This is a genomic window from Bradyrhizobium sp. LeoB3, from assembly GCF_055456055.1.
The window spans coordinates 148,278-162,969 of sequence record NZ_JBVBEF010000002.1; the positions used below are offsets into that span (position 1 = coordinate 148,278).

The 14,692-nt window shown below is 62.7% G+C and carries 15 protein-coding genes; all 15 read left to right on the plus strand.

Annotated features, from left to right (window positions below):
* Positions 1-44 precede the first annotated feature (44 nt).
* The 15 genes from ACZXDY_RS03455 to ACZXDY_RS03525 all read left to right on the plus strand — a co-directional run bounded on the left by ACZXDY_RS03455 (position 45) and on the right by ACZXDY_RS03525 (position 14,561).
* On the plus strand, positions 45-899 hold the full coding sequence (locus tag ACZXDY_RS03455; RefSeq protein ID WP_464344496.1) for a VOC family protein: 855 nt from the start codon (positions 45-47) through the stop codon (positions 897-899).
* On the plus strand, positions 896-2,008 hold the full coding sequence (locus tag ACZXDY_RS03460) for a M14 family metallopeptidase (protein WP_464344497.1): 1,113 nt from the start codon (positions 896-898) through the stop codon (positions 2,006-2,008). The genes ACZXDY_RS03455 and ACZXDY_RS03460 overlap by 4 nt, the downstream gene beginning before the upstream one ends.
* A gap of 19 nt (positions 2,009-2,027) precedes the next feature.
* A complete protein-coding gene (locus ACZXDY_RS03465; protein ID WP_464344498.1) occupies positions 2,028-3,041 on the plus strand; it encodes a quinone oxidoreductase family protein in 1,014 nt (337 codons plus the stop codon).
* Positions 3,038-3,472: a PaaI family thioesterase gene (locus ACZXDY_RS03470; RefSeq protein WP_464344499.1), complete on the plus strand. Its 435-nt coding sequence runs from the start codon at positions 3,038-3,040 to the stop codon at positions 3,470-3,472. The genes ACZXDY_RS03465 and ACZXDY_RS03470 overlap by 4 nt, the downstream gene beginning before the upstream one ends.
* A gap of 68 nt (positions 3,473-3,540) precedes the next feature.
* On the plus strand, positions 3,541-5,145 hold the full coding sequence (locus tag ACZXDY_RS03475) for an ABC transporter substrate-binding protein (RefSeq protein ID WP_464344500.1): 1,605 nt from the start codon (positions 3,541-3,543) through the stop codon (positions 5,143-5,145).
* A gap of 16 nt (positions 5,146-5,161) precedes the next feature.
* Positions 5,162-6,130, plus strand: a complete 969-nt coding sequence (locus ACZXDY_RS03480; protein WP_464344501.1) for an ABC transporter permease — start codon at positions 5,162-5,164, stop codon at positions 6,128-6,130.
* Between the two features lie 4 nt (positions 6,131-6,134).
* Positions 6,135-6,980 (plus strand): ABC transporter permease, encoded by an 846-nt coding sequence (locus tag ACZXDY_RS03485; RefSeq protein WP_464344502.1) that lies wholly within the window; start codon positions 6,135-6,137, stop codon positions 6,978-6,980.
* A gap of 1 nt (position 6,981) precedes the next feature.
* Positions 6,982-7,998: an ABC transporter ATP-binding protein gene (locus ACZXDY_RS03490; RefSeq protein WP_464344503.1), complete on the plus strand. Its 1,017-nt coding sequence runs from the start codon at positions 6,982-6,984 to the stop codon at positions 7,996-7,998.
* Positions 7,976-8,965, plus strand: a complete 990-nt coding sequence (locus tag ACZXDY_RS03495) for an ABC transporter ATP-binding protein (protein WP_464344504.1) — start codon at positions 7,976-7,978, stop codon at positions 8,963-8,965. Before ACZXDY_RS03490 ends, ACZXDY_RS03495 begins: the two co-directional genes overlap by 23 nt.
* A gap of 26 nt (positions 8,966-8,991) precedes the next feature.
* Complete coding sequence (locus tag ACZXDY_RS03500; RefSeq protein ID WP_464344505.1) at positions 8,992-10,503, plus strand: class I adenylate-forming enzyme family protein; 1,512 nt, start codon at positions 8,992-8,994, stop codon at positions 10,501-10,503.
* Entirely contained in the window at positions 10,500-11,261 is a 762-nt protein-coding gene (locus ACZXDY_RS03505; RefSeq protein WP_464344506.1) for an SDR family oxidoreductase, read from the plus strand. The genes ACZXDY_RS03500 and ACZXDY_RS03505 overlap by 4 nt, the downstream gene beginning before the upstream one ends.
* Positions 11,262-11,511: 250 nt before the next feature.
* A complete protein-coding gene (locus ACZXDY_RS03510) occupies positions 11,512-11,976 on the plus strand; it encodes an Lrp/AsnC family transcriptional regulator (protein WP_130222800.1) in 465 nt (154 codons plus the stop codon).
* 323 nt (positions 11,977-12,299) lie between these two features.
* Positions 12,300-12,950 (plus strand): STN domain-containing protein, encoded by a 651-nt coding sequence (locus ACZXDY_RS03515; RefSeq protein ID WP_051396486.1) that lies wholly within the window; start codon positions 12,300-12,302, stop codon positions 12,948-12,950.
* 11 nt (positions 12,951-12,961) lie between these two features.
* Positions 12,962-13,462 carry an RNA polymerase sigma factor gene (locus ACZXDY_RS03520; protein WP_464344507.1) on the plus strand — a complete coding sequence of 167 codons (501 nt, stop codon included), beginning with the start codon at positions 12,962-12,964 and terminating at the stop codon, positions 13,460-13,462.
* Between the two features lie 100 nt (positions 13,463-13,562).
* Positions 13,563-14,561 carry a FecR family protein gene (locus ACZXDY_RS03525; RefSeq protein ID WP_464344508.1) on the plus strand — a complete coding sequence of 333 codons (999 nt, stop codon included), beginning with the start codon at positions 13,563-13,565 and terminating at the stop codon, positions 14,559-14,561.
* The last annotated feature ends 131 nt before the right edge of the window (positions 14,562-14,692 follow it).

The following is a 14,692-nucleotide window of genomic DNA, read 5'->3' on the forward strand; positions in this document are numbered from 1 at the left end:
GAAAAACAGCGAGCCGCGAGTAGGTTTGTAAGGAAGTGAGTGAAATGGCTCTGACTATCGATGCGGTGAAGCCCGTTCTCGATCACGCCGTCATTAATGTGATGGGGAAGCTCGACGAGGCGGCCGCGCAATATGACCGGCTCGGCTTCAAACTGACGGAACGTGGTCATCATTCGCTCGGCTCGAGCAATAATCTCGCGATCTTTGGCGAGAACTACCTGGAACTGCTCGGATATCTGCCGGGGAACGAGACCAGGCGCGCCGACCTGTGGGCACATCCGCCCGGGTTGACCGGGCTGGTGTTCAAATCGGTCGACCCCGACCTTGTCTTTGCCGCCTTGAAAAAGCGCGGCATTCCAGCGGAAGAGCCGATGAGCTTTTCGCGCCCGGTGTCGCTTCCGGGTGGTGCGCAGGACGCGCGCTTCAGGGTGGTTCGCGTCAGCGGCGAAGAGGTGCAAAACGGCCGCACCTTCTTCTGCCACCACGATACTCCGGAACTGGTTTACCGATCGGAATGGCGTGCGCACCCGAACGGTGTCACCGACATCGTCGAATTCGTCATCGCGTCGAAAGCGCCGTCGCGCACCGCTGCCCTGTACGAGCGGGTGTTCGGCGCGCCTTTGCTCACTGAGGTACCTGGCGGCGTATCGTTCCGTGCCGGCACTACCATCATCCGTGTACTGGAGCCGTCGGCAGTTGCCGAACGCTATGCCGGCGCAGCGCTGGTCGACGAGAACGGCTCGGATCGTATGGTCGCCCTGGTGTTCAAGGTGCCTTCGCTCGAGGCTCCGCGGACGGTGTTCGAGAGGTCGGGGATCGGTTACCGGCCCTATGTCGACGGGATCATCGTCAGCCATGCCGACGCAGCCAATGTGGCGCTCGGGTTCACGGCGCCATGATGATCGATTTCACCGAGAGCTTCGCCTTGGACTATGCGGGCGCCCGCGCCAAGTTCCGCGCGACTGCGGCCGAACTGGGTGGCGCGCTTTCCGACTATCGTCATCCGACCCTAAAGACGCCTGACGGCCAGGATCTCGTGGTCGACGTCGCGCGGCTCGGCGATGCCGCCGCCCCGTCGCAGTTGATCGTGATCAGCGGTACGCACGGCCTTGAAGGTCTCAGCGGCTCTGCGGCACAGATCGCCTGGATGAAAAGCGCTCAAGCGCGCGCGCTGCCGCCTCGTGTCTCCGTGGTGCTGGTGCATGCGATCAATCCGTATGGTTTCGCGTGGGGCACTCGCACGACCGAGAATAACGTCGATCTCAACCGCAATTTTGTCGATCACGAGGCGCCGTATCCTGCCAATCCCGGCTACGCAACGCTGTACCCGGATCTGGTCCCGGACGATTGGACGCCGCCCGCCCTTCAAGCCTATGCCGCAGCGCTCGATCGTTTTCGTGCTGCCCATGGCGATGACGCATTGTTCAATGTGTTGGCGAGCGGGCAGTATGACTTCCCCAATGGCAACAATTTCGGCGGCGTCGCTCGCGAGTGGTCGAACGTTACGCTGGAGAAGATCGTCGTCGATCATCTCGGCAAGGCTGAACGTGTCGGTTTCATCGATTGGCATACCGGGATCGGGGACTGGGCTCAGTCCTTCTTCCTTTGCTTCAACGACGAAAACGGTCCGCTGCACGCCGAGGCCGTGCGCTGGTGGGGCAAGGAGCGGATCATCGGCCAGCGGCCACACAACATGGCGCGGCCGAACTATCAAGGGCTGGTGTTCCACGGCCTGACGACATTCCTCGGCCGCCGGCCGATGGTCGGCGCGGTCGTCGAGTTCGGCACCCGCGGCGTCCATGTCCGGCGCGCGCTGCAACTCGATCTATGGCTCAAGTTCAAGGCCGAACGCGACAGCGAACGGGTGCGGCTCTTGAGAGCCGATCTTCACGACTGCTTCGTGCCGGTATCGGCCAATTGGCGCGAGCAGACCACCGAACAGGCGATCTCGATAACTCAACGGGCGATCGACGGACTGGCGACCTGGTCGCTTGCCGCGGCGGCCTAACACGGAGCTGAATGACAAGATGCGTGCCGTAATCCTTCGCGAACATGGCGACAACGACAAGCTTCAATTCGTGCCTGATTATCCAACGCCGAGGGCGGCGGAGGGTGATGTCGTCGTACGGGTCAAGGCCTCCTCGATCAACTACCACGATGTGTTCACCCGCCGCGGCATGCCCGGCATCAAGGTGCCGCTGCCGGTCATCATCGGCCTCGACGTGGTCGGCGAGATCGCGGAGCTTGGCCCGGGCGTCACCGGCTGGAAAGTCGGCGATCGCGTACTGATCGATCCGGTCAACCGCGTCGAGGGCGGCCTGATGGGCGAGACCCAGGACGGGGGCCTCGCGGAATATTGCCGGGCCAAGGCGCACCAATTGGTCAGGATTCCCGACAATGTCGGCTTCGAGCAGGCGGCGGCGCTGCCGGTGGCTTACGGCACTGCGATCCGCATGATGAACACGATCGGCAAGATCAAGCCGGGCGAAAAAGTGCTGATCCTTGGCGCGAGCGGTGGCGTCGGCGTCTGCTGTGTGCAGCTCGCCAAACTGGCGGGCGCCTATGTGATCGCCTGTGCCGGCAGCGAGGAGAAGGGGCGGCGGCTCAAGGAGCTCGGCGCCGACGAGATCATTCTTTACACGCAGACCGATTTCATGAAGGCGGTCTTCGAGCGCCACGGCAAGCCGCATCGCCGGCGGTTCGTCGAAGGCGGCGGCGTCGACGTGGTGGTCAATTTTACCGGGGGCGACACCTGGGTGAAGTCGCTTCGCTGCCTGAAGCTGGGAGGGCGTCTGCTGACCTGCGGCGCCACGGCCGGGTATGCGCCGACCGAGGACATCCGTTTCATCTGGACTTTCGAACTGCAGGTCCTCGGCTCCAACGGCTGGGAGCGCGAGGACATCGAAAAGCTGTTCGATCTGGTGCAGGCGGGCAAGCTGCAGGTCTTGATCGACAAGTCCTATCCGCTCGAACAGGCCAAGGAAGCCGTCCGCGTGATCGAAGATCGGGCGGTGTTCGGTAAAGTCGTGGTGACGCCGTGAGCAAGGCAGAAGTCACGACCCTTACGGCCGCCGACATCCAGAAGATGCTGGATGTCTCGCCGTTCAATCTGTTCCTCGGCCTGACCGTCATTGACGCCAATCCGGTCAAGCAGGAAGTCACCATGCGCTCGGAGATGCGTCCGGAATTCGAGCGTCGTCCCGGCTCGAAGCAGTGGCACGGCGGCGTCATCGCTTCTGTCATCGACACTGTCGGCGATTTTGCCGTTGGCATGATGGTCGGACGGGGCCTGCCGACCGTCAATTTCCGCGTCGACTATCTCAAGCCCGCGGTCGATACGGCGCTGGTTGCAGTGTCACGCGTGCGCCGCGCTGGCAAGAGCGTCGGCGTCGCTGATGTCGACGTGTTCGACGAGAAAGGCTCACTGCTCGCGATCGGAAGGGGCACCTATTCGACGCTGGATGCAAAGTAACAGCGGGAACGGGGCAAACGGGCGCTGCAATAAGAGCCCGTTCGACGCAATCATAGAGGGGCTACACGATGAGCAGGTTTTCGAGACGCGACTTTCTGATAACTACGGCGGGTGCGGCGCTCGCATCAGGCATGGCCGGACCTGCGCTGGCTGGGCTCGAAACGCCAAAGCGTGGCGGCACACTGATCGGTACCTGGGGCGGCTTTGAGCCGCAATCCCTGTTCGTGCCGCCGGGCGGCGGCTCAAGTCCATACTTCACCTCGACCAAGGTACTGGAGCGCCTGATCCGCCTGACGGTCGATTTGAAGTTCGAGCCGGTGCTGGCCGTCGACATCAAGCCATCGGCCGACTTCAAGAGCTATACGATCAAGCTGCGCGAGGGCGTCACCTGGCATGATGGCAATTCCTTCAGTGCCGAGGACGTCGTTTTCAACGCGATGCAGTATTGGAAGCCGATCTCGGCCGGCGTCTCGCTCGACGCGCTCGAAAGCGCGGAGGCGACCGATCCGCTCACCGTGGTGCTGAAGTTCAAGGCGCCTGTCCCGGAGTTCTTCCTCAAATCCGTGCTGGCAGGCAAATCCGGTTTGGTGATCCCGAAGCACATCTATGCCGGCAGCAACATCATCACCAATCCGATCAACAACGCGCCTATCGGTACCGGCCCGTTCAAAGTCAAGGAATGGGTGCGTGGCAGCCATGTCGAGTATCTGCGCAACGAGAAATACTGGAATCCGGGACTGCCGTACCTCGACCGCCTGGTCATCCACTGGTGGCGCGATCCGGCGTCACGGGCTGCTGCTTTCGAGGCGGGGCAACTCGATATCGGCACCTTCAATCCGATCCCGATGCCGGATATCGCGCGGCTCACCTCCGGCGGCAAGTTCATTGCCGAAACCAAGGGTTATTCGAACTCGGCCTGGGTGACGACGATCGAGTTCAACCAGCGCCGCGAGATATTCAAGAAGCGGGAGGTGCGGCAGGCCCTGATGCAGGCCATCGACCGGCAGTTCATCGCCGACACGGTGTTCTTCGGCCGCGCCCGTCCTTCGATCGGCGCGGTGGCGAGCTCGAATTCCATCTTCTTCACCAAGGACGTCCAGGACTATCCGTTCGACGTCAAGAAAGCAGAGAAGATTCTGGATGCTGCAGGTTTCCCGGTGAAGGGCGGCTCGCGCTTCAAGCTCAGCCTGGTTTCGGCCGGCTGGTTCGAGGAGAACATCAAGATCGGCCAATATGTGAAGCAGGCGTTCGAGGACCTCGATATCACCGTGGATCTCGCGGTGCCGGATCGCGCCACCTCGCTCAAACGAATCTACAGCGACTACGACTATGACGTCGCGATCTCCAACAATTCCGGGAGCGTCGAACTGATCCCGAGCACGACGCAATATTACACCACCGACGGCATCGTGAAGGGCGCCGCGTTCCGCAACGCGACCGGCTATTCCAATCCGAAGCTCGATGAGATCGTCGCCAAGATGACGGTCGAAACCGATGAGCCGAAGCGCATCGCGCTGGCCAAGGACTTCGATCGCCTGGCCACGATAGAAGCTCCCCTGCTTCCGATGGTCGATCTGGAGCCGGTGACGATCGTCCGATCGGACGTCCGCAATCATTCCGCTACCGCCGACTTCATGGGGGAAAGCTGGGCCGAACTCTGGCTCGATCGCTAGATAAGGGAGCATCGACTTGAACCGCATCGTGCCTCGCCGATTGGCTCAGGTAATCCCGCTAGTCCTGGCGGTGATCGTGCTCAACTTTGTGCTGATCCATCTCGCGCCGGGCAGCCTGTTCGACGTCATGACTGCCGAGCAGCAGATCTCCGATCCGGCGATGCTGGATCAGCTCCGTCACACCTACGGCGTCGACCAACCGACCTGGGTACAGCTCGCCAAGTATATCTGGTCGGTGATGCGGCTCGATCTCGGCTTCTCCTACCGGCAGAATGCGCCGGTCCTCAACGTGATCATGGACCAGCTGCCGGCCACCGTGATCCTGATGCTGGCGGCTACTTCGGTGGCACTGCTGGTGGGCGTCACGGCGGGCGTGCTGGCGTCCGTCAGGGTCAACACGAACTGGGACAATTTGATCTCGCTTGCCGCAGTGTTCTTCTTCGCCGCGCCAAGCTTCTGGCTCGGCATCATGATGACGGTGCTGTTCGCAGTCAAACTCGGCTGGTTTCCGGTCGGAGGCATGCGGACGATCGGAGCCGGCAACGGCGCGTTCGCCGATGCGCTCGATGTCATGCACCACCTAGTGCTCCCGGCGACGGCGCTCGGGTTGTTCTATGCCGCAACCTATGCGCGGGTGATGCGGGCCTCGATGCTGGAGGTGTTCCGGCTCGACTTCGTCCGCACCGCGCGCGCCAAGGGGCTCTCGCCGGCACGCGTTGTGCTCGCGCATGTCATGCGCAACGCGTTGCTTCCGATCGTGACGCTGCTCGGCCTGCAGCTCGGCACCATTCTGGGCGGCTCCGTCGTGATCGAGGCTGTGTTCAGTTGGCCTGGCATCGGCAGCCTGCTGTTCGACAGCGTGATGAGCCGGAATTTTCCGATGGTGCTTGGCGTACTCGTGCTTGGCTCGCTGCTCGTGGCCGTCGCCAACGCAACCGTTGACTTGCTCTATCTGCGGCTCGACCCGCGCATCCGGGCGAGGTAGGCGGATGCTTAATCTCGCGATCGATTTCGCCCGCCGTTTCTCGCGCAACCGCGCCGCGCTGATCGGTCTTCTGCTGGTCATTGTCGTGGTCGGCGTCGCCCTGGCGGCGCCCTGGTTGTTTCCGCGCAATCCTTTGCGCATCGTCGGCCGTCCCGAGATCTGGCCCTTTGTCAATTCGCGCTACCCGTTGGGCACCGACTCGCTTGGCCGGGACATCGCGGCGATGATCGCCTACGGCGCGCGCACGACGTTGTTGATCGGGCTATGCGCGAGCCTGACGGCGACTCTGATCGGCATCACGATTGGCGCCACCGCCGCTTATTTCGGTGGCTGGATCGATGAAATGCTGATGCGTTTCACCGAGCTGTTTCAGACCATTCCGAATTTGATTTTCGTGCTGACCATCGTCTCGATCCTCGGCCAGAAGATTGAGTATGTCACGGTCGCTGTCGGCATCGTCACATGGACTCCAATTGCGCGACTGACGCGGGCGGAATTCATGGCGCTACGCGATCGCGAGTTCGTGCAGGCTTGCCGCGCCATGGGCATGGGAAACTTGCGCATCATGCTTGGCGAGATCCTGCCGAATGCGCTGCCGCCGGTGATCGTGCTGTCTTCGCTCGTGATAGCCGGCGCCGTGTTGTTCGAATCCGCAGTGTCGTTCCTCGGGCTCGGCGATCCCAACGTCTCAAGCTGGGGGCGGCTGATCGGCGATGGCCGGACCCTGATCCGCACCTCCTGGTACATCTGCGCCGTGCCGGGCCTTGCGATCATGATCACGGTGCTGGCGCTCAACCTGGTTGGCGATGGTCTCAACGATGCGCTTAATCCGAAACTGAGGGATCGTTGACATGGCGGCTGGCAACGGCCCGGTTCTCGAGATCGACCGGCTGAGCGTGTCGTTGTTCACGCGCCGCGGCGTGCTGCCGGCGGTGGATGGGCTGTCGTTGACGGTCGCGGCGGGCGAGACGGTAGCGATCGTCGGCGAATCCGGCTGCGGCAAATCGCTGACGGCGCTCGCGGTCATGCAGCTGTTGCCATATCCGCCGGCGAAGATCGTCGGCGGCACCGTCCGTTTCATGGGCCGCGAGCTGACGTCCTCGTCCGATCGCGAGATGCGGCGGGTCCGCGGCAAGGACATCTCGATGATCTTTCAGGATCCGATGACCTCGCTCAATCCGGTCACCACCGTCGGCGACCAGTTGATCGAGGCGATCCGGTGGCACAATGACGTCTCGCGCGCCGAAGCGCACACCCGCGCCGTCGAGTTGCTGCGCCAGGTGCGCATCCCCGATGCTGAGCGACGGCTGAACGATTTTCCGCATCAGATGTCCGGCGGAATGAGCCAGCGCGTCATGATCGCAATGGCGATCGCCTGCGGGCCGAAACTTTTGATCGCCGATGAGCCGACCACAGCGCTCGACGTGACGATCCAGGCGCAAATACTTGCCTTGCTCAAGGAACTGCAAGCGAGCTCGGGCATGGGGCTGATCATCATCACGCACGACCTCGGCGTCGTGGCCGAGACCGCCGACCGTGTTGTGGTGATGTATGCCGGCCGGAAGGTCGAGGAGGCACCGGTAGAGGCGCTATTCGAACGGCCGCTGCATCGCTACACCCGCGGCTTGCTTGGTGCCACGCCTTCGGCGACGCGCCGGGGCGGCACGCGGCTTGCGGAGATCGGGGGCAGCGTGCCGCCGCTGTCGGATCTGCCGGCCGGCTGCGCCTTCCAGAACCGCTGTCCCGACGCATTCGATCGTTGCGGTGCGGAGAGGCCCGGCCTGATGCCGCTATTGCCGGGGCGCACCGCCGCGTGTTTCGCCGCCGAAGAGGAGCTGTCGCGACATGCCGCTGTTGTCCGTACTTAGCCTGTGCGTCCAGTACCAGACCGCGCAAGGCACCGTGCGCGCGGTCGACGACGTCAGCCTTGAGCTTGAGGCCGGTGAGACCGTCGGTCTGGTCGGTGAATCCGGCTGCGGCAAGTCGACGCTCGGCAAGGCAATCATGCGGCTGGTGCCGAGCTCCGATGGCCGCGTCGTGCTCGACGGGCAGGACATCACGAGCATGTCGAACGCGCAGCTCAAATCCGTGCGCAAGAACATGCAGATGATCTTTCAGGATCCCTATGGCTCGCTCAATCCGCGCCACGACGTCGGCACCATCATCGGCCAGCCGCTCAGCGTCGCCGGCTGGTCGCGCCGTGATATCCGCGATCGTGTTGCCGAGCTGATCAGGCAGGTCGGCCTCCCGGCGGATGCCGAGCGCCGCTATCCGCACGAGTTCTCCGGCGGCCAGCGCCAGCGCGTCGGCATCGCGCGTGCGCTTGCGCTGCGGCCGAAAGTCATCATCTGCGACGAGCCAGTATCGGCGCTGGACGTCTCCGTCCGCGCGCAGGTGATCAATCTGCTGCAGGACCTGCAGCAGCAGACCGGCGTGTCCTTTCTCTTCATCTCCCACGACCTCTCGGTGGTCGAGCATATCTCCGATCGCCTGATCGTGATGTATCTCGGTCGCATCGTCGAAAGCGGCAGCGGTGAAGAGATCTGGCGGCAGCCGGCGCATCCTTACACTCTTGCCCTGCTGGCGGCGGCGCCGATCGCCGATCCACGATTGGCGCGCGGCCGCGCCAAGCAGGTCTTGCAGGGCGAATTGCCAAGCCCGCTCAATCCACCCCAAGGCTGCAGCTTCCACGAGCGCTGCCCGATGGCGCGCGAGCGCTGCGGCAAAGAGCGGCCGCTGCTGCGGAAGGTGTCCGGCGGCCGAATGGTGGCCTGCCATTACGACTTGCTTGAGCAGCCCGCCGAACTGCCGCGGGCAGTGAGTGCGGCCAGTTAGCTGATACGAAGGACGGAGTTCCGCCGATGCGTTGGCACAATTTGGGCGATCTGATCGATCGCAGGGGCAATCTGGACAAGGAAGCGATCATCGATCTCGCTTTGCCCGGTGGCCCGAGAATCTATACCCACCGGCAGGTAGATCAGCTCGCCAACGGGGTCGCAAAGTACCTGACCGACCGCGGATTTTCCCGCGGCACTCATATCGCCATCCTGTCATTCAATCGCGCCGAATATGTCGCGGCCTATTTCGGCATCATGCGGGCGGGCTGTATCGCGGTGCCCGTCAATATCAAGGTCGCGCGCGACACCATCGACTATGTGATTGATGACGCCAAGATCGCGCTCGCCTTCGCCGACGCTGCGAACCGCCCTCAGGTGCGCGAGGGCATTCCGGTGATTGACTTCGACGACGCCGGCCCGAACGGTTTTGCCGCAAGCATAAAGCCCTTCGAGTCCTTTGACAGTGTCGTGGCCGGACCGGACGAAGTGGGCCAGATGCTCTACACCTCCGGCTCGACCGGCCGGCCGAAAGGCGTGCCGTTGTCGCATCTCGGTCAGCTCTGGGCGCTTTCCACCCGAACCAGCGGCGCGCTCAACGAAAATGAACGCTACATCATCGCGCAGCCGCTGTTCCACATGAATGGGTTGTTCGCGACCAAGACAATCTTTGCGACCAACGCATCCGTGGTGCTGCTGCCATCGTTCGAGACCAGGAGCTATATCGAGGCGATCGCCAAATACAAGGCAACGGCGGCGACGGCCGTCCCCACCATGTGGGCGCGGGTGATCAAGGAGCGCGAGTTGCTGGTTCAGAACGACATCACATCGATCAGGCGATTGATGCTTGGCTCGGCGCCGATGACGATGGGTCTGTGGGACAAGATCAAGCAGGTCCTGCCGAACGTCACGCTCTCCATCGGCTACGGCACCACCGAAGCCGGGCCGGCAGTGTTTGGACCGCATCCGAAGGGCATTCCAACGCCGCCGCTCGCGCTCGGCTATCCCATCGATCCCGAGGCAGTCAAGCTCATCAATGGTACCGAGAATGAGGGTGTGCTGTTGATGCGCAATCCTGCGCTGATGGATCATTATCACAACCTGCCGCAGCAGACGGCGAAGGCGATCACCGACGGCTGGTATTACAGCGGCGACGTGATGCGTCGCGACGAGAACGGCTTCTACTATTTCGTCGGCCGTGCCGACGACATGTTCGTCTGCTCGGGCGAGAACGTCTATCCCGGCGAGGTCGAGAAGTTGCTGGAGCGTCATCCGCAGGTGCAGCAGGCGGTGGTGGTGCCGCTGCCGGACGAGGAGCGCAGCCAGGTCCCGGTCGCCTTCATCGTCACCCGCGCCGACGCCAAGCCGACCGTGGACGATATCCGGAAATTCACGATTGCCAATGGACCGGCCTATCAACATCCGCGCCGCATCGAATTCGTCAATGAATTGCCCTGGGCCGGCACCAACAAGATCGACCGCAAATCGCTGATTGATCGCGCCCGCCAGCTCGAGGCGGCGAAAGGCTGGTCGGTGTGAGCGCACTGGCAGCCAAGATTGCATTGGTCACCGGCGCGAGCCGCGGCATCGGGCAGGCGATCGCACTCAGGCTCGCCGGGGACGGTGCGATCGTTGCGGTTCATTATCACTCTGCCGAGGGAGCCGCGCGCGCTACCGTCGACGAGATTGTCGCTGCCGGTGGAGCTGCGTTTGCACTGCAGGCCGATCTGTCGGCGCGTGGCGGTGCTGTAGCTCTTGCCGCAAAGTTCACCGCGGAACTAACCGAGCGATACGGCAAGACAGCGTTCGATATCCTCGTCAACAACGCCGGTGTCGGCAAGCGTGCGACGATCGAGGAGATCACGGAAGAAGATTTCGAGCTTCTGTTGCAGACCAATCTCAAATCGCCGTTCTTTCTCATCAAGGCTCTGTTGCCCCACTTGCGCGATGGTGGCCGCATCATCAACATTTCGTCGATGGGAACGCGCGCCGCGTACCCCGCCATGGCAGCCTATGCGCCGGCAAAAGCGGGCCTGGAGGCGTTGAGCCGGCTGCTCGCTGTTCATCTTGGCGGGCGGCAAATCACGGTGAACTCCGTGATGCCGGGCGCCACTGCGACCGACATGAACGCCAACGCGCGCGATCCCGTCGCCAGCCGCGAAGTTGCCAATTCGATCGCGCTTGGGCGTGTCGGCCAGCCGGCCGATATCGCCAAAGTCGTCGCCTTCCTGGCGTCCGACGATGGCGGCTGGGTCACGGGCCAACAGATCGACGCCAGCGGCGGCCAGCGGCTGTAAGCCGCACTGCCGCCAGAACAGGCAAGGATCGGCCGCTTTAGCCGTCCGATGCCTCGCCTGGCGGGCTTTTCATCAGCGGATTTTCCATGAGGGGCCTGGCTCGTGGCGGGGACGTTACACGCTGCCGCGAGATTGTACAGCGCTTGATGAAAGTTCATGCTAGCCGTGGCGCGTGCATGACAATAACATTCTTCAAACAAGGTTTGTGACAACCAAAATATTCTTTTCCCTCCTGGATTCGGAGGTTTGCATGCTCGACGACTTCGACCGCAAGATCTTGGCGACGCTGCAGGTGAATAGCAGCCTCTCGATGCAGGAGATTGCCGAGCGGGTCGGGTTGAGTTCGACGCCCTGCTGGCGGCGGATCCAGAAGCTTGAGAGCTCCGGCTACATCAAACGCCGGGTGGCGCTGTTGGACGCGGAAAAGCTGAACCTTGGCGTCAGCGTCTTCATCGCGGTCAAGACCAACCAGCACAATGCGGAATGGGCGCAGAAATTCCGGAAAATCGTCACGAGCTTTCCGGAGGTCGTGGATTTCTATCGCTTGAGCGGCGACGTCGACTATTTGATCCGAGCCGTCGTGTCCGACATTCGCGCCTATGACGATCTCTATCAGCGATTGATCGCAAAGATTGACCTGCACGACGTCTCATCGATGTTCACGATGGAGCAGATCAAGTCGACCACCGAATTGCCACTCGCGAATCTCGCGTGAGCGACTGAGGCGGGCACCCGCGTGTCTGGGCTGGATCGTCGACACGGACTAGGGGCTACGGCTGTCGTCAAACCGTAATATTACGTCACTAGCGTCCGCCACGCGTTGGCTTGGGATGTGCGCTGACGCGCAATTTGGACCGTCGGCGGGCAGGTCGTAGCGCTGGGAAGCCGGAACGGCTGTCCTGATCTGCGTGGGCGGGGACAGTGGTGATGCTTCGATCGGCCCTAGCCGAACTCAGACCGGATCGCGCCAAGCGTGTTGTCGTTACGGCGGCCAATAGGCGACTGGCAGCTTGGGCATGCGCATTGGCCGTCGCGGGCATGGCTGCGGGTATCGACGTGGCCGCGGCTCAGACCAGGCCAGCGAATGCGCCGATCGAATTCAATATCCCCTCGCAACCACTCGCCGCCGCGCTCAATCGCTATGTCGATGCGACCGGACGCGACGCCCTCTACGACACGAGCCTTGCGGCCGGCCGCCTCTCCGGCGATGTCCAGGGCGTGTTTGCACCGGACGAGGCGCTCCGAAAGCTCTTGTCTGGCACCGGTTTGGCTGCCGAGTTCGTGGCCGAGACGACTTTCGTGCTGTTGCCGGAGCCACTCGCCACTCAGCAGGCGGCGCAGCAAACACGATCGCCAGAACATCGGCGTTACTATGGACAGATTCAGGCGAGCATTGCGGATGCTCTTTGCCGATCGGGCGGCGCGCGTCCGGGCAGCTATCGCTTCGCCACTGTGTTCTGGATCGCGCCAGACGGCACCGTCCAGAGATCCCAACGTATCGGGTCCACCGGCAAGCCTGACGCTGATGACCGGATTGATGCGACCTTGCGCAGCGTGCGCTTCGACGAGCCACCGCCGGCGGGCTTTCTGCAGCCGGTCTTGATCTTGATTGTGCCGCAAGGACCCGGCGTGGCGCAGGGGTGCGGCAAGGCCGATTCCAACCTCCGATCGGCTGGGACGCGGCCATGACCGAGACCGCCTTGACGATCATCCGCCGGCTGTTTGTCGATCGCTATGATGACCTCAAGGCGCGCTTGACTCAACGCCTCGGCTCGGCCGATCTCGCCGGCGATGCGATGCAGGATACATGGTTGCGCCTGTCGCGCGCGGATTCGATTGGCGCCGTACAAAGCCCGCGCAGCTATCTTTTCCGGATCGCGCTGAACGTGGCGGAGGATCGCCGCCGGATGGAGCGGCGGCAACGCATATCGGCGATCGAGATCGAAAGCCTGCTTGAGCTGCCCGATCATGCGCCGACGCCTGAGCAAACCATGTTGGCGCGGTCTGATCTGGAGGCCTTCGAGGCGATCGTCAACGAACTCCCCGAGCGGCGCCGGGTGATCTTTCTGGCGGCCCGGGTCGGCAATGTTCCCCGCCAGGAAATCGCCGATCGGCTCAGCATCTCCCGGCAGCTCGTTGCGAAAGAACTCCGGTTGGCACTCGAACATTGCCTGGCGCGCTATAAGGAATTGAAGGGTTGAGCGTGCACTTTCGGTCGCCGAGAATCGTCTTAGAGGTAAGAACTCCTGCGATCGTCGCTTGCTTTCTCACGGAGGCAGCGGTGAAAGGCACAACATTGAGATGAGCAAGGCACGCCCTGGTTTGGACCCGGTGGAGCGGGAAGCGGTCGACTGGCTGCAGAAGCTCACATCCGGAGAGATGACGCCGAAGGACGTGGCGGCGCTGGAACTCTGGCGCGCGCGCAGTCCTCTGCATGAAGCAGCCTTTTTGGAGACGAAGCGCCTGTGGCATACGGCTGGTGTCGCCGGCGATGCTCTGTCGGGTCCGGGTGAAAGCTTCCTAGCCAGGCTCGATGCGCTGGGACGGCGCCGCAGGATGAACCGTCGCGCGGTATTGAGCGCCGGCGTCGCGGCGCTTGCCGCGGCGTCGGTCTATGGCGTGCTCAACCCGCCGTTCGGATTTTGGCCGTCATTGTCCGAACTCAATTCGGATTACCGCACGGGCACCGGCGAGCAACGCCATGTCACATTCGCCGGCGACGTGACGATCGGCCTGAACACGCAGACGAGCCTGGCCGTCCGTCCTGCGGAAGGAATCGAAGATCGCATCGAGTTGATCTCCGGCGAAGCATCGTTTGCAACATCGATGCGCCCGGCGCGATCGCTCGTGGTCCTGGCGGCGCACGGCAGGACGATCGCCGAATCCGGCCGGTTCGATGTCCGCTACACCGCAAGCGGCGAGCGGTCCCCGGTCAGCGTGACCTGTTTCGACGGCGCGGTGCGGATCGAACGTGGAGCCGACGTTGTGGCCCTGCGACCTGGCCAGCGCGTGCGCTATGATCTTGCGGGACTGAGCGAGATTGCCGCAGTCGATCCGCAGCTAGCCTCGGAGTGGCAGCGCGGCATCGTCGAATTCCGCGGCACGCCGCTCGTCGAAGCCGTGGAAGAAATCAATCGATATCGGCCCGGCCGCATCATCTTGATGAACGCGGCCTTGGGCCAGAAACAGCTCAGCGGTCGCTTTCGTATCGATCAGATGAATGAGGCGCTGCTGGGATTGGGGCGCGCGTTCGGCGCAAAACTGCAGCGGTTGCCGGGTGGAATCGTGCTGCTGAGCTGATTCGGACGGGACGGGTAAAAAATTTCTCAAAAAAATCTTCCGAAAGCGTAGTCAACGGCCACTCGGGATTCGGTCTTAGCGGTGAGACCTCTCTTGACCCCCGAGGCGGCGGCGACTTCCGGCTGCAGCGT